This is a genomic window from Silanimonas lenta DSM 16282, from assembly GCF_000429065.1.
GTDB lineage: Bacteria > Pseudomonadota > Gammaproteobacteria > Xanthomonadales > Xanthomonadaceae > Silanimonas > Silanimonas lenta.
The window spans coordinates 18326-32986 of record NZ_AUBD01000015.1 but is presented as its reverse complement, the minus strand read 5'-3'; the positions used below and the strand labels follow the sequence as shown (position 1 = coordinate 32986).

The 14661-nt window shown below is 71.7% G+C and carries 12 protein-coding genes; 6 read left to right on the top strand and 6 right to left on the bottom strand.

Features of this window, described 5'->3' with window-relative positions; genetic code table 11:
• Together G408_RS0108135 and G408_RS0108130 are read left to right on the top strand one after the other, a co-directional pair.
• Positions 1-506, top strand: a 506-nt coding sequence (locus G408_RS0108135; RefSeq protein WP_028770696.1) for an IS110 family transposase, incomplete at its 5' end; no start/stop codon positions are given.
• 127 nt (positions 507-633) lie between these two features.
• Positions 634-2019, top strand: a complete 1386-nt coding sequence (locus G408_RS0108130) for an SLC13 family permease (RefSeq protein ID WP_028770695.1) — start codon at positions 634-636, stop codon at positions 2017-2019.
• A gap of 18 nt (positions 2020-2037) precedes the next feature.
• Here G408_RS0108130 and G408_RS0108125 read toward each other — a convergent pair whose 3' ends face one another.
• From G408_RS0108125 to aceF, 4 genes are read right to left on the bottom strand one after another with little or no spacing between them, the layout of a single operon-like run.
• Positions 2038-2844: a hypothetical protein gene (locus G408_RS0108125; protein WP_028770694.1), complete on the bottom strand. Its 807-nt coding sequence runs from the start codon at positions 2842-2844 to the stop codon at positions 2038-2040.
• Positions 2845-2866: 22 nt separating this feature from the next.
• On the bottom strand, positions 2867-4660 hold the full coding sequence (gene lpdA, locus G408_RS0108120) for a dihydrolipoyl dehydrogenase (RefSeq protein WP_028770693.1): 1794 nt from the start codon (positions 4658-4660) through the stop codon (positions 2867-2869).
• Positions 4647-5624 (bottom strand): carbon-nitrogen hydrolase family protein, encoded by a 978-nt coding sequence (locus G408_RS13825; protein ID WP_051282795.1) that lies wholly within the window; start codon positions 5622-5624, stop codon positions 4647-4649. The genes lpdA and G408_RS13825 overlap by 14 nt, the downstream gene beginning before the upstream one ends.
• A gap of 9 nt (positions 5625-5633) precedes the next feature.
• On the bottom strand, positions 5634-7025 hold the full coding sequence (gene aceF, locus G408_RS0108110) for a dihydrolipoyllysine-residue acetyltransferase (RefSeq protein WP_028770692.1): 1392 nt from the start codon (positions 7023-7025) through the stop codon (positions 5634-5636).
• Between the two features lie 260 nt (positions 7026-7285).
• Between aceF and G408_RS13820 the strand changes: the two genes are divergently transcribed.
• Together G408_RS13820 and G408_RS13815 are read left to right on the top strand one after the other, a co-directional pair.
• Positions 7286-7894 carry an OmpW/AlkL family protein gene (locus tag G408_RS13820; protein WP_051282794.1) on the top strand — a complete coding sequence of 203 codons (609 nt, stop codon included), beginning with the start codon at positions 7286-7288 and terminating at the stop codon, positions 7892-7894.
• Between the two features lie 133 nt (positions 7895-8027).
• Positions 8028-9536 (top strand): ArnT family glycosyltransferase, encoded by a 1509-nt coding sequence (locus tag G408_RS13815; protein ID WP_169719219.1) that lies wholly within the window; start codon positions 8028-8030, stop codon positions 9534-9536.
• Here the strand turns inward: G408_RS13815 and G408_RS0108095 are convergent.
• Positions 9525-10316, bottom strand: a complete 792-nt coding sequence (locus tag G408_RS0108095) for an NRDE family protein (RefSeq protein ID WP_028770691.1) — start codon at positions 10314-10316, stop codon at positions 9525-9527. The genes G408_RS13815 and G408_RS0108095 overlap by 12 nt on opposite strands.
• Before the next feature lies 1 nt (position 10317).
• The gene (locus tag G408_RS13810) at positions 10318-11487 is read right to left on the bottom strand and encodes a glycerophosphodiester phosphodiesterase family protein (protein WP_169719218.1); all 1170 of its coding nucleotides are present in this window, start codon (positions 11485-11487) and stop codon (positions 10318-10320) included.
• Positions 11488-11593: 106 nt separating this feature from the next.
• Here G408_RS13810 and dinB point away from each other — a divergent pair, with 106 nt between their 5' ends.
• Positions 11594-12670: a DNA polymerase IV gene (gene dinB / locus G408_RS0108085; protein WP_028770690.1), complete on the top strand. Its 1077-nt coding sequence runs from the start codon at positions 11594-11596 to the stop codon at positions 12668-12670.
• A gap of 36 nt (positions 12671-12706) precedes the next feature.
• A complete protein-coding gene (locus tag G408_RS0108080; protein ID WP_028770689.1) occupies positions 12707-14650 on the top strand; it encodes a S9 family peptidase in 1944 nt (647 codons plus the stop codon).
• The last annotated feature ends 11 nt before the right edge of the window (positions 14651-14661 follow it).

The window sequence follows — 14661 nt, the reverse complement described above, 5'->3', positions numbered from 1 at the left end:
GGCTGCAGATCACGCCCAAGGGGCTGCACCCGAGCATCGAAGCCATCGTGGCGGCCATCAAGGCCCAGCTCGACGAGATCGAAGGCCAGATGGTCGGCCACGTGCGCGAGCACTTCACCGAGCTCGACCGCTTGCTGCAGTCAGCCAGCGGGATTGGCCCGGTGGCTAGCGCCACGCTGATCGCCGAGTTGCCCGAACTCGGCCGGCTCAACCGGCGCGAGATCGCCGCGCTGGTGGGCCTCGCCCCGATGGCCAACGACTCCGGCGCAAGCCGGGGCCGACGACGCATCCAGGGCGGACGCTTCGACGTGCGCCGTGTGCTGTACATGGCCGCACTGACCGCCAGCCGCCGCAACCCCGTCATCAAGGCTTTCTACGAGCGCCTGATCGCCGCTGGCAAGCTGCCCAAGGTCGCCTTGGTGGCCTGCATGCGCAAGCTGCTGACCACCCTCAATGCCATGGTCAGAACCAGCAAGCCTTGGGACCACGCGCTTCACCGCGCTTGACTCGGAAGACGGTTACTCAGGCCGAACACCCGCAGCACCGCGTCGCCCTGTTCCATGCCGCCCTCCCCGAGGCGGCGCAGCATGCCATGCTCGCGTCTCGTCCGGACGGGTGAGGAGACGCCTTTAGATGGAGGAAGCACGCCGGCATCGCGGCCCTGCGCTGTGGGTAGCACCAGGACTGGCCGCGCTGCTCTACCTCGGGCTGCGCGCGGGCGGCAGCACGCCGGAGCTGGCCTTCACCGCCGCGCTCACGCTCTGGGTGGCGGGCTGGTGGGTGTTCGAACCGGTGGCCCCGGCGGTGACCGCCCTGCTGCCGCTCACCCTGCTGCCGGCCATGGGCGTGCTCACGCCGCAACAGGTGGCGCAGGCCTATGGCAACGAACTGATCCTGCTGCTGCTCGGCGGCTTCGTGCTCTCGCTGGCGGTGGAACGCAGCGGCGCGCACCGGCGGCTGGCGCTCGGCATGGTGCGGGCGGTGGGCGGCGGCAGCGGCCGCGCGGTGCTCTGGGGCTTCATGATCGCCTCGGCGGCGCTGAGCATGTGGATTTCGAACAGCGCCACCACCCTGCTGCTGCTGCCGGTGGCGCTGGCGGTACTCGAGGACTATCCCGACCAGCGCCTCGCCGCACCGCTGCTGCTCGGCATCGCCTATGCGGCCAGCATCGGCGGCCTTGGCACGCCCATCGGCACGCCGCCCAACCTCGTCTTCATGGGCGTGTACCAGGAGACCACCGGCCAGCGCTTCGGCTTCCTCGACTGGATGCAGGTGGGCGTGCCGGTGGTGCTGCTGCTCATCCCGCTGATGGCCCTGTGGCTGGGCCGGCACCTCGGCGGCGCGCCGCGCGCCGCCCTGCCCGCGCTGCCGGCCTGGTCGGCGGCGGAGCGCCGGGTGCTCGGCGTGTTCGCCCTCACCGCCTTCGCCTGGGTGTTCCGGGAAGTGCCCTTCGGCGGCTGGAGTGGCCTGCTCGGCCTGCCGAATGCCAGCGACACCTCGGTAGCGCTGGCCGGGGCGCTCGCCATGCTGCTGCTCGGCGACGGCAAGGGCGGCCGCCTGCTCGAATGGAAGGCCGCGGAACGCCTGCCCTGGGGCGTGCTGGTGCTGTTCGGCGGCGGCATCGCGCTGTCCTCGGCCTTCCAGGCCTCGGGCCTGAGCACGGTGATCGCCGGGCAGCTCCATGCCCTGGCCAGCCTGCCCCTGCTGCCCATGCTGGTGCTGGTGGTCACCGGCGTGGTGCTGCTCTCCGAGATCGTGAGCAACACCGCCACCGCCGTGCTGCTGATGCCGATCATGGCCTCGGTGGCAGTGGCGATCGGGGTGGACCCGGCCCTGCTGATGTTCCCGGCGGTGCTGGCCGCCAGCATGGCCTTCATGCTGCCGGTGGCCACCGCGCCGAACGCCATCGTCTACGGCTCGGGCCGGGTGCCGGCGCAGCGCATGTTCCGCGAGGGCGCGATGATGAACGTGCTGGGCGTGCTCGTCGCCTGCGCAGTGTGCTACGCGATGTTCCGCTGACGTGGCCCGCGCCGGGCATCAGCGCAGCAGCGCGGCGGCGGCCAGCAAGGCTCCCATCGCGAGCAGCAGCATGGCGCCTGCGGGGCGGCCGATGGCGCGCACCGGGATGGCCAGCCCGGCCCAGAGCGCAAGCAGCGCCGCGCCCTGCACGAGTGGGTGCGCAAGCAACCGCAGATCGAGCGATGGCAAGGCGAGCAGGAACGCGGCTGCGCCGGCCAGCAGGGTGAGCACGAGGCCCGCACCGCCGGTGGCGGCGAAGGCCGCGGCGGCATCGCCGAAGCGGGCGTTGAAGCTGGCGACCACCGCAACGACGAACCCGCTGCACAGGGCCGCGGCGACGAGCAGGGCCGCGCCGGCATCGAGGCCGGCAACGCCCACGAAGGCCGGCGCGGCGGCGAGCACGCCGCGCGCGCCGAGCGCCAGCAGCAGGGCGCCGAAGGCGAGGCGGAAACCGTTCAGTCCCCAGCCGGGCCGGCTCACCGCGAACTCCGTGAGCTCGGCCTGCGCGCGATCGCCGTCGAGCATGCGCCACGGCCGCACGCGCAGGACGACGCCGGTGGTGAGCAGCAGCCCACCTGCACCGAGACCGAGCGCGCCGAGGCTGGCCCCGTGCAGCGCGCTGGCCGCGGCCTGGGCGTCCTGCCAGGCCCAGGCACCGAGGCCGAGGGCGAGGCCCGGCAGGGCGTAACCCGCAAAGACCAGCACGAGGGCAGCGGCAAGCGGCGTGGCCTTCGCCTGCTGCAGCGCTCCCGAAAGGCCCTTGGTGGCGGAATCGGTGCCGAGCAGCAGGGCGATCACGCCGCCAAGGGCGTAGAGGAACTCCATGGACTCGCCTCCGCGCCGGGGCTTACTTCTTCTTCGGGAGGTAGAGATCGGTGATGGTGCCTTCGGCCACTTCCGCCGCCATCGCCACGGTCTCGATCAGCGTCGGGTGCGGGTGGATGGTATGACCGATGTCGCCCACCTCCGCCCCCATCTCGATGGCCAGCGCAATCTCGCCGATGAGATCGCCCGCCCCGGTGCCGACGATGCCGCCGCCGATCACGCGGTGCGTCCCGGCATCGAGGATGAGCTTGGTGAAGCCTTCGGTGCGCCCATTGCCGATGGCGCGGCCCGAGGCCGCCCACGGGAACTTGCCGACCTCGATGGCAAGCCCCCTGGCCTTCGCCTCGGTTTCCGTCACGCCCACCCAGGCCACTTCCGGGTCGGTGTAGGCCACCGACGGGATCACCCGCGCCACCCACTCACGCTTCTCGCCGGCGGCCACTTCGGCCGCGAGCTTGCCCTCGTGCGTGGCCTTGTGGGCGAGCATCGGCTGGCCGACGAGATCACCGATGGCGAAGATGTGCGGCACGTTGGTGCGCATCTGCCGGTCGACCGGGATGAAGCCACGCTCGGTCACCTGCACGCCGGCCTTCTCCGCGGCGAGCTTGCCGCCGTTCGGGCTGCGCCCCACCGAGACCAGCACACGGTCGAACACCGCGCCGGCTGGCGCCTTCTCGCCCTCGAAGCGCGCATGCAGGCCATCGGGCTTCGCGACCACCTCCGGCACCCTGGTATTGAGGTGTACCGTGACGCCCCGGCTCTTCAGCAGGTCGGCCAGCGGCTTGACGAGGTCGAGGTCGGCGCCCGGCATCAGCTGCGGGCCGAGCTCGACGACCGTGACCGCGCTGCCAAGGCCGGCGTACACGCAGGCCATCTCAAGACCGATGATGCCGCCGCCGACGACGAGCAGCTGCTTCGGGATATCGGCAAGCTGCAGCGCGTCGGTGGAATCCATCACCCGCGGGTCGCCCCAGGGGAAGCCGGGCAGCTTCACCGGCTGCGAGCCGGCGGCGATGATCGCCTTCTCGAAGGCGAGGCGCTGGGTACCGTCGGCGGTGGCGATGTCGAGCTCGTTCGGCGAGACGAAGCTTGCGGTGCCCTGGATCACGCGCACCTTGCGCTGCCTGGCCATGCCGGCGAGCCCTTTGGTGAGCGTGCCGATCACCTTTTCCTTGTAGCCGCGCAGCCTGTCCACGTCGATCCTGGGCGCGCCGAAGCTCACGCCCACGGCGTCCATGTGCTTCGCCTCCTGGATGACGGCGGCGGTGTGCAGCAGGGCCTTCGAGGGAATGCAGCCGACATTGAGGCAGACGCCGCCGAGCGTGGGATAGCGCTCGATGAGCACCACGTCGAGGCCGAGGTCGGCGGCGCGGAAGGCGGCGGTGTAGCCACCGGGGCCGGCGCCGATCACGACCAGCTGGCAGCGCTGGTCGGCGGCCTTGCCGTCGCTGGCCGCGGCCTTCGGGGCCGGTGCGGCCACAGCCGGTGGCGCAGCCGCGCTGGCCGCCGATGCGGGCGTGGCGGGTGCCGATGCGGTGGCAGGCTTCGAGGCAGCAGGCGTGGCGGTGGCACCAGCCTCGGCCACTTCCAGCGTGGCGATCACATGGCCTTCCGATACTTCGTCGCCAAGCGTCACCTTCAGCGCGGTGATCACGCCGGCGGCCGGCGCGGGCACCTCCATCGTCGCCTTGTCACTCTCCAGGGTGACGAGCCCCTGGTCCTTCTTCACCGTATCGCCAGGCTTCACCAGCAGCTCGATGACGGGGACGCCGGCATGACCGCCGATGTCGGGAACCTTGACGTCAATACTGGCCATCTCGTGCCTCGGAGTCGTTCGTGTTCGGGGATGCCATGCCTCGGGCTTCACCGCGGAGCGCGGCATAAAGATCGGGACGGCGGTCGATGAGATTGCGCACGCTGCCACGTTCGCGGGCGCGACGGAGGGCAGCGAGGTCGAGCTCGGCCACCACCAGCTGTTCTGCATTGGGCGTCGCGGCCCGCGCCACGCCATCGGCAGCGAAGGCAGCGATGGCATCGTCGCAGGGCGTGAGCACGGCGGATTCGGCGTACTGCTGGTCGAAGTTCGCCACCCCCGGGCAGAACCCGGCATTGCCGGCGGCGACGACATAGACCTGGTTCTCGACGGCACGCGCCTGCGCGCTGTGGCGCACGCGCAGGTGGCCGCCACGCAGGTCGGTGCAGTAGGGAATGGCGAACAGCCAGGCCCCGGCCTCCACCTGCGCCCGGCCCAGTTCCGGAAACTCGCTGTCGTAGCAGATCTGCACGCCCACCTTGCCAAGCGGGGTGTCGACCGGCGCGACGTCGCGGGCCTCTCCGCCCTGTACCGCCCAGCTTCCGGCCTCGCTCGGCGTGATGTGCAGCTTGTCGCGGCGCTGCAGGGCACCATCGGGCGTGGCCACCCAGCAGACGTTGCGCGGGCGGCCCTCGATCCAGGTCAGGTGCGTGCCGCCGACGAGGGTGAGGCGGTGCTGCTTCGCCAGATCCGACAGCAGGGCTTTCCACGCCGGCGTGTGCGCCGAAAGCCGGTCCAGCGCCTCGGCGGGGCCGAGCCGCGCGGGCTCGGCGCTCAGCAGCTGGCAGGTGATCAGCTCCGGCACCACCAGGAGTTCGACACCGTAGTCTGCCGCCACCCGCACCCACTCGGCGAAGGCGCCGGCGAAGTCCTCGAAGCCGGACACCCGGCGCTGCGCCCACTGCAGGGCGCCGACCACGACGCGCGCCGGCAGGGCCTCGTCCCAGGGCGGCAGGGGCGTGTTCACCGCGGGCACTCAGAGCAGCAGGCGGCGCAGGTCGCCGAGCGCCCTGGCAAGGAAACTGGTGAAACGCGCGGCATCGGCGCCGTCGATCACCCGGTGGTCGTAGCTCAGGGAGAGCGGCAGCATCAGGCGCGGCGCGAACTCGCGGCCGTTCCACACCGGCTTCATGCTGCTGCGCGAGACGCCGAGGATGGCCACTTCCGGCGCATTGATGATCGGCGTGAACGCCGTGCCGCCGATACCGCCCAGCGAACTGATCGAGAAGCAGCCGCCCTGCATGTCGGCGGGGCCGAGCTTCTTCTCGCGCGCCTTCCTGCTGATCTCGCCGAGCTCGCGGGCGAGATCGAGCAGGCCCTTCTGGTCGCAGTCGCGGATCACCGGCACCACGAGCCCGTCCGGCGTATCCACGGCGATGCCGATATGGAAGTAGCGCTTGAGCACCAGCTGTTCGCCGTCGAGCGAGGCATTGAACTTCGGGAAGGCCTTGAGCGCGGCCACGGCGGCCTTGATCAGGAACACCAGCGGCGTGACCTTGGTGTCCTTGTGCTCTTCGCCGAGCTGCCGGCGGAACGCCTCCATCTCGGTGATGTCGGCCTCGTCGAACTGGGTGACGTGCGGGATCATCGCCCAGTTGCGGGCGAGGTTCTGGCCGCTGAGCTTCTGGATGCGCGAGAGCGGCTGCGTCTCGATCGGGCCGAACCTGGCGAAGTCGACCTTCGGCCAGGGAATCAGGTTCAGGCCCGTGCCGCTGCCGCCCGCCGGCGCGGCCACCGGCAGGCCTTCCGTCATCACCTTCTTGACGAAGGCCTGCACGTCCTCCTTCGAGATGCGGCCGGCGCGGCCGCTGCCCTGCACTTTCGAAAGATCCACGCCCAGCTCGCGGGCGAACACGCGCACCGCCGGCGAGGCATGCGGCACCGTACCGGGCAGCAGGGCCTCGGCGGTGAAGGCGATCGGCGGCGTACGGGGCGGCAGGGCCTCCGGATCGATCCCCGGCATCGTCGCCGGCACCAGGGCGGCCGGAGTGGCCGGCGCCGGGGCCTCGGCGGGCGCGGGCGCGGGCGCGGGCGCAGGCGGCGTGGCGGGAGCGGGGGCCGGCGCCGGGGCAGGACGGGGAGCCGGTGTGGAAGGCGCGGGAGCCGGGGCGGGGGCGGACGCCGCCGCTTCCACCTCGATCAGGGCCACCACATCGCCTTCGCTGAGCGCGTCGCCGAGCGCCACCTTCAGTTCGCGCACGATGCCGGCGAAGGGCGAGGGCACCTCCATGGTCGCCTTGTCGGACTCCAAGGTGACGAGCCCCTGGTCCCTGGCGACGCGGTCGCCCACCGCCACCAGCAGTTCGATCACGGGCACCTCGCGGCTGCCGCCGAGGTCGGGCACCCGGGCTTCGCGGATATCGGCCATGTCCACTCCGAGGGACGAAAGACAAGCCGACATTCTCGCCTCGCGCCCGGCGGGGCGCCATCCCCGGGCGGGCGCATACGTATCCACGCCCGCCGTGCGCCGCGGTACGGGACGCTTCACGCCACGCGGACACGCCCTTGCCATGCCGTCGATGCGCCCTTGGCAAGGCCTGCACGCCACCTTGGCGCGTGCTGCACCGCGGCGTGACCACACTGCGCGCCGTGGAATCCCCACGCCAGACAAGAAGCAAGGAGAACCCCATGCGCCTGACCCCGATGCTCGCAGCCCTCGTCGCCGCCTCGCTCGCCGCCCCTGCCTTCGCCGAGGGCTTCTCGGCGCGCGGCGGCATCGCCAATGTCGATCCGAAGTCCAACAACGGCACCATCGCCGGCGCCCGCGCCTCGATCGACGACAACACCAAGCTGCTGCTCGGTGCCTCCTACCACTTCGACAATGGCCTCGAACTGGCGGTGGACTTCCCCGGCTCGAAGTTCTCGCACACCGTCACCCTCGAGGGCCTGGGCCAGGTGGTCTCACTCAAGCACCAGCCGGTGACCGTGGGCGTCAACTGGCACTTCCTCGGCAGCGACGCCGGCTTCAGCCCCTATGCCGGAATCGGCTACAACTGGACCTCGGTCTCCAGCGTGCGCGGCATCAATGCCCTGGCCGGCGCCCCGGTGGACGTGAAGAACTCCGATGGCCTTGCCGCCGCCCTCGGCGCCGACTTCAGGCTGGGCGACAGCGCCTATCTCCGCGGCGAGGCCCGCTACATCGATTTCGACAGCAAGGTGACGCTGGGCGGCGCCGACATCGGCACGGCCAATGTCGATCCGTGGATGCTCTCGCTCTCGGTGGGCTTCCGCTTCTGAGGGGTTCGGCTCCTGCCAGTCCGACGCCGCGGCCCCGTGCCGCGGCGTCGCCGTTTCCGCAACGCGTGATGCATTCGCCTCATCCGGCAGGGAGAATGCCCGGCACGCCGCTACCGCCCTGCCGCCTGCCCGGATGACTTCCACCCGCCGGTCGTTCCCGCCCGCCCTTGCCGTGCTCCTGCTGGCCGCCGCCAGCGCCTTCTTCCTGCTCGGCAGCCGCCCGCTCTGGGAACCGGACGAGGGCCGCTTCACCAATGTCGCCCTGCAGATGCTGGAAAGCGGCGAGTTCATCAGCCTGTACCGTCATCCGGAGAGCCTGCACTTCACCAAGCCGCCGGTGACCTACTGGGCCATTGCCGCCAGCGTGGCCAGCCTGGGCTGGAACGAATGGGCGGTGCGGCTCCCGGGCGCCCTCGCCCACCTCGGCATCGTCGCCCTGCTGCTGCGCATCGGCCGGCACTTCGCCCCGCGCCGGCCCTGGCTGCCGGCCCTCGTCTATGCCAGCCTGCCGGTGCCCCTGCTCGGCGCGGGCGTGGTCACCACCGACACCCCGCTGACCTTCGCCACCACCCTCGCCTTCGCCTGCTACAGCATCGCCCGCTTCGAGGGACGGCCGGGCTTCGTGCTGGGCATGTGGGCGGCCTTCGGCCTCGCCTTCCTCACCAAGGGCCCCCCGGCCCTGGTGCTGCTGGCCGGCCTCGCCCTCGTGCATCACCGCGATGGCGACGGGCTGCGCTTCTGGCATCCGGCCGGCCTGCTGCTCTTCGCCCTCGTGGGCCTGGCCTGGTATGCCGTGGTGGTGGCCCGCCACGAGGGCCTGCTCGGCTATTTCCTCGGCTACGAGGTCTATGCCCGCATCGCCACCGACACCCACCAGCGCCATCCGCAATGGTGGGGCGGGTTCTATGTCTATGGCCTGACCCTGAGCCTCGGCACCCTGCCCTGGTGGCCCTGGGCACTCGCCGCCTGGCGGCGTGCCGGCCTGGGCTGGCGCCAGGCCGCACCGGAAACACGGCAGCTGCTGCTGCCGCTGGCACTCGGCCTCGCCGTGTTCCTGCTGGCCCGCTCGCGGCTGCCGCTCTACCTGCTGCCGCTCTTTCCCCTGCTCGCCCTGCTCCTGGGGCGTGCCCTGCAGGAGGCCCGCTTCGGCCCGCCGCGGGTGCTCGCCGTGACCGCCGTGCTGGGCCTGGCGCTCGGCCTCAGGCTCGCCACCACCCATCTCGAGGTGATCGCCGGCTGGCTGCCGGAGAAGCAGGCCGCCCGCGTGCCCCTGCACAAGAACACGGCCGAGTGGGCGCGGGCCCTCGAGGCCCTGGCCCCTTTCCGGATCGAGGAGGTGGTGTTCGTGAACGACATGGCCCGCCTCGGCCTGCACCTCTATCTGCGGGCGCCGGTGGAGAAGGTCGACTTCGATGGCGATCTGGCCTCGAAGCCGATCTCCGATGCGCCCTTCGACGACGTGCTGGGCAACGAGTTGCGCGAAACCCCGGAACCCGCCGGGCGGATCTTCGTGATGCGCGAGGCTTCCGTGCCGCGCTTCGAGGCCGAGGCGCGCGCCGCCGGCTGGGCACCGCAGCGCCTGGGCACGGTGCGCGACCGGGTGGTGTATGCCCTGGCCCGCCCGGGCGACTCAGGCGGCTGAGCGGCGCGGCAGCCAGGCGCTGCTGCGCCCCGCCGCCACGCCACCGGGGCCGAAGCGGCGTTCCTCGAACCACAGGCCGGTCTCGTCGGCCAGCAGCACGCTGCTGGCGCGGGTGCCGTAGTCCTCGCCGCGGATGAAGGCCGCGGAGAGCCGCCGCTCCCAGTCGAGTGGCACGCCGGTGTGCGGCAATGCCTCTTCGGGGGCCTCGCGCGGGTCGGCCAGGGCGGCGAACAGCGGTTCTGTCAGCCCTGGATGGGCATCGGGGTCGCGCACATCCGCCAGCGCCAGCCAGCCGGCCAGGGCGGCGCGCAGGGCCTCGGTCTTCGGCCAGGGCGTGTCGAGGTCGGCGTTCGACAGCGCATGCACCCCCGGCGCCACCCGTCGCTGCCGCGGCGAAGGATGGTTGCTGGCGTAATGCGCCTCGCCATCCCAGAGCAGCAGGTTGAAGGGGCCGTACTCGCCGGCCTGCGGCATCACCCGGGCAAGCCAGTCTTCCGCCCCCGCGGTGCCGGCAATGAAGCCCGCCACCAGCTCGCCGCGCGAGCGCGGGGCCGTCTCGCGGCGGCCCAGCCGCACATTGGTCACCGCCGCTACCCGGCCATCGGCGGCGGCCTGCAGCCAGCCGCCACCGGCCTCGAGATCGCGACCGCCGAAGCGGCCATGGGCCGGCTCCAGCCAGCCCGCGGCGGCCGAGGGCCGGGCATGGAACTCGTCGCGGTTGCCGGCCAGCACGAAGCGCCAGCGCGGATGGGCCTCGATGGCAAACGCGATCAGGCACATCTCAGGGGCAGGCGCGCACCGTGAGGCCGAGCGCCACCGCCTCGCCCGGGGCATCGGCGAAGATGCCGGTGATGCCAGCCGCCACCAGATGCCGCAGGAGTTCGGCAGAAGACAGCTCCTGCCCCCCGGCATCGAGGAGCCGGAAGGGCGGCTCCGGCCGCAGCGTGTAGGCATGCACGGCAAAGCCGAGGCGGCGGGCCTCGGCCAGCCAGGGCGCCATCGCCGGGCCGAGGCGCGGGCGCGGATCGGCCGCGCCTTCGGGCGCGGGCACGGCCTGCACCAGGCTCGGGATCCAGGGGCCGAGGCCATCGACCTCGCGGCGCAGGGCGGCGAGCGCCGCGGGCCCGAGGAACTCGCCGTAGTGGCTGCCCGCGTGCAGGCCCAGCGCCCCGGCGAGCGGGCCGTAGAGCGCCGCGAGATCGTCGCCGCGCCGGGCATGCCAGACCACGTCGTAGGGCTGGCCGAAGTTGCTGGTGGCAGGATCGCTCCGGCCCGAGACATCGCCGAGCAGGAACACCAGCGGCAGGGCGAGGCCACGCGCCGGCATCAGCTCATGCCGCAGGCGCCGCAGGTTGGCGAGCTCGAAGCTCTGGATGAACACGCGCCCGGGATCGGTGAACCCGGCCGCCACGAGCTCGTCGAGGAGAAGCGCGCTGGTATCGAGGCCGATCGGCCGGCCATCGAGATGCCGCCCCTCGTGCAGGAAATAGGTCGGGTGCTTGGTTTCCGGATAGAGACCGATCGGCCGCCCGAGGCGCTCGCCCTCTTCCTTTGCGAGCGCGATGACCTCGGCGAAGCTCGGAATCGAAAAGCGGTCGTCGAAAGCGCGGTTCCCCGGCCGCTCGGCCGGCTTCGTCTCGCGGGCGCGCAGGGTCTTCAGCTCGGCGAAGGTGAAATCCTCGGCGAACCAGTCCTCCACCCATACGCCGTCGATCTGTTTCCGGGTCTTGCGGTCGGCGAACTCGGGGCGCTCGGCCACGTCGGTACTGCCGGAGAGCGCGTTCTCGTGGCGCGCCACCAGCACGCCGTCGCGGGTGGGCACGAGGTCGGGCTCGATGAAGTGCGCCCCCTGGGCGATGGCGAGGCGGTAGGCCTCGAGCGTGTGCTCGGGGCGCTCGGCCGAGGCGCCGCGGTGGGCGATGACGGTGAGCGGGGTGGCGAGGGCGGGCATGGCGGCCAGCATAAGGCCGCCCAAGAGCAGTCGGAAAAGGGCGTGCATGGGTGGAAGCCTGCCCGATGCCGATGTCGGCCGGGTGACGGCCGGCTATCCTGAGGCCATGCGCAAGATCGTGCACATCGACATGGACGCCTTCTACGCGTCGGTCGAGCAGCGCGACGACCCCGCCCTGCGCGGCCGCCCGGTGGTGGTGGCCTGGAAGGGCCCGCGCTCGGTGGTCTGCGCTGCCAGCTACGAGGCCCGCGCCTTCGGCGTGCGCTCGGCCATGCCGGCGCTGCGCGCCGCGCGGCTCTGCCCACAGGCGGTGTTCGTGCCGCCCGACTTCACCCGCTACAAGGCGGTCTCGGCCGAGGTGCGCGCCATCCTCGAGCGCCACACGCCGCTGATCGAGCCCCTGTCGCTGGACGAGGCCTACCTCGACGTCAGCACCAACACCTCGGGCCTGCCCACCGCCACGGCCGTGGCCAAGGCCATCCGCGACGAGATCCGCGAGCGCCTCGCCCTCACCGCCTCGGCTGGCGTGGCCCCGAACAAGTTCGTGGCCAAGATCGCCTCCGACTTCCGCAAGCCCGACGGGCTCTACGTAGTGCCGCCCGAGCGGGTGCTGTCCTTCCTCACCCCGCTGCCGGTGGCGCGCCTGCCCGGCGTGGGCCCGGTGATGGCGGAGAAGCTGGCGGCACTGGCCATCCACCGGGTGGGCGAGCTCAGGGCCGTGCCCACGCCGCTGCTCGTGCACCGCTTCGGCCCCTGGGGCCTGCGGCTCGCCGAGCTGGCGCGAGGCATCGACGAGGAGCCGGTGCGGCCCACGCGAGTCCGCCAGTCCATTTCCTCCGAGGACACCTTCACCGAAGACCACTACCTCGACGAACTCGGGCCTGCCATCACCCGGCTCGCCGAGCGGGTCTGGGCCCTGGCCCAGCGCGAGGCGAGGCCGGCGCGCACGGTGCAGCTCAAGCTCAAGACCGCCGAGTTCCAGATCCTCACCCGCAGCAGCAGCCCGGTGCCGATGCCGGGAAGCGCCCGCGCCCTGGCCGAGGCTGCGCTGGCCCTGCGCGACCGCGTCGACCTGCCGCCGCGCACGCGCTACCGCCTGGTCGGCGTGGGCCTGACCCAGTTCGACGATGCGGCATCGCAGCAAGACGCGCTCTTCGCCCCTCCGGCGGTGTCGGGCTGCTAGGCTCCCGGCTCCTCCGTGATCTGGAACGCATGCCCCATGCGAACGCCGAATCTGCTCGCTCCGCTTCTGCTTCTCGGTCTGGCCACGCCGGCCCTGGCGGCCGCGCCCACCGCCCCGTCGGTACAGCGGGTGGAGGCGGACAACCGCATCAGCGAGAACATCCCCGAGCCGCCGCCCGCGCTACTGGAGCGCCTCGAGCGCTACCAGAACACCCGCGGCGCCAGCTTCGCCGGCTGGGCCGGGAACGAGGCCCTCCTGATCACCACCCGCTTCGGCGAGACCACCCAGGTACACCGCGTGGCCATGCCGCTCGGCATGCGCGAGCAGCTCACCTTCTCCAGCGAGCCCACCCAGGCGGTGCGCGTGCGCCCCGATGGCCGGGGCTTCGTGTTCGGCCGCGACGTGGGCGGCTCGGAGTTCTGGCAGCTCTTCCACTTCGATCTCGAGACCCGCGAGGCGGTGCGCCTCACCGATGGCGGCCGCACCCGCAACGAGGCCCCGGTCTGGTCGGCCGACGGCCGCCAGCTGGCCTGGACCAGCACCGCCCGCAACGGCCGCGACGGCGATCTTTGGGTCAAGACCGGCGATGCGGCCCCGCGCATCGTGCTGCAGGAAGGCGGCACCTGGTTCGCCACCGACTTCTCGCCGGATGGCAGGCGCCTGTTCGTCACCCGCACGGTCTCGATCAACGAGACCTACCCGGGCGAGCTCGACCTCGAGACCGGCGCGCTGCGGATGTTCCCGATCGAAGGCGGCACCGCCGCGGTCGGGCAGTTCCGCTACGCGCCGCGCGGCGAGGGGGCCTACTATCTCTCCGACGAGGGCACCGAGTTCCGCACCCTGCGCTTCCACCGCCCGGGGGATGCCCCGCAGAACCTCAGCGCCGGCATCCCCTGGGACGTGACCGGCTTCGACCTCTCGCGCGACGGCCGTCATCTGGTATTCGCCAGCAACGAGGACGGCATCGGCCGGCTGCACCTGCGCTCGCTGCCCGACCACCGCGAGCGTCCCCTGCCGGCGCTGCCGGTGGGCGTGATCGGCAGCTTCGGCTTCTCGCCCGATGGCCGCCGCATCGCCGTGACCCTCAACACCGCCACCTCGCCCAGCGATGTGTTCGTGATCGACATCGAAACGCAGGCCCTGGTGCGCTGGACCCAGAGCGAGGTGGGCGGCCTCGATACCCGCCGCTTCGTCGCTCCCACCCTGATCCGCTACGAGAGCTTCGATGGCCTCTCGATTCCGGCCTTCTACTACCGTCCGGCCAGCGTGCCCGCCGGAACGCGCCTGCCGGTGGTGATCCAGATCCACGGCGGCCCCGAGGCCCAGGCCTTCCCCAGCTTCAACCCCAGCATCCAGTACATGGTGAACGAGCTGGGCATGGCGGTGCTGGTACCGAACGTGCGTGGCTCGGCCGGCTACGGCAAGACCTACCTGCAGCTCGACAATGGCTTCAAGCGCAAGGACTCGGTGAAGGACATCGGCGCCCTGCTCGACTGGATCGCCCGGCAGCCCGAGCTCGACCCGGCGCGCGTCGGCGTGTTCGGCGGCAGCTATGGCGGCTACATGGTGCTGGCCACCATGGTGGATTACCCCGAACGCATCGCCGCTGGCATCAACGTGGTCGGCATCTCGCACTTCGTGACCTTCCTCGAGGCCACCGAGAGCTACCGCCGCGACCTGCGCCGCGTGGAATACGGCGACGAGCGCGACCCGGTCATGCGCGCCTTCATGGAGGAGATCGCCCCGCTCAACAACGCCGGCCGCATCACCTCGCCGCTGTTCGTGGCCCAGGGCGCCAACGACCCGCGGGTGCCGCTCTCCGAGGCCGAGCAGATCGTGGCGGCGGTGCGCGCCAACGGCCGCGACGTCTGGTACCTCGTTTTCAGGGACGAGGGCCACGGCTTCGCCAAGAAGCGCAATGCCGACTGGTTCAACGCCGCCACCATGCTGTTCTGGCAGAAGCATCTGCTGGAGCGCTGAGCGCCCCGCCT

Excerpts from the sequence above, each read along its gene's own strand:
- G408_RS0108130 (WP_028770695.1), top strand. The coding sequence starts at position 634 with ATGGAGGAAGCACGCCGGCATCGCGGCCCTGCGCTGTGGGTAGCACCA.
- G408_RS0108125 (WP_028770694.1), bottom strand. The coding sequence starts at position 2,844 with ATGGAGTTCCTCTACGCCCTTGGCGGCGTGATCGCCCTGCTGCTCGGC.
- lpdA (WP_028770693.1), bottom strand. The coding sequence starts at position 4,660 with ATGGCCAGTATTGACGTCAAGGTTCCCGACATCGGCGGTCATGCCGGC.
- aceF (WP_028770692.1), bottom strand. The coding sequence starts at position 7,025 with ATGGCCGATATCCGCGAAGCCCGGGTGCCCGACCTCGGCGGCAGCCGC.
- G408_RS13820 (WP_051282794.1), top strand. The coding sequence starts at position 7,286 with ATGCGCCTGACCCCGATGCTCGCAGCCCTCGTCGCCGCCTCGCTCGCC.
- G408_RS13815 (WP_169719219.1), top strand. The coding sequence starts at position 8,028 with ATGACTTCCACCCGCCGGTCGTTCCCGCCCGCCCTTGCCGTGCTCCTG.
- G408_RS0108095 (WP_028770691.1), bottom strand. The coding sequence starts at position 10,316 with ATGTGCCTGATCGCGTTTGCCATCGAGGCCCATCCGCGCTGGCGCTTC.
- G408_RS13810 (WP_169719218.1), bottom strand. The coding sequence starts at position 11,487 with ATGCCCGCCCTCGCCACCCCGCTCACCGTCATCGCCCACCGCGGCGCC.
- dinB (WP_028770690.1), top strand. The coding sequence starts at position 11,594 with ATGCGCAAGATCGTGCACATCGACATGGACGCCTTCTACGCGTCGGTC.
- G408_RS0108080 (WP_028770689.1), top strand. The coding sequence starts at position 12,707 with ATGCGAACGCCGAATCTGCTCGCTCCGCTTCTGCTTCTCGGTCTGGCC.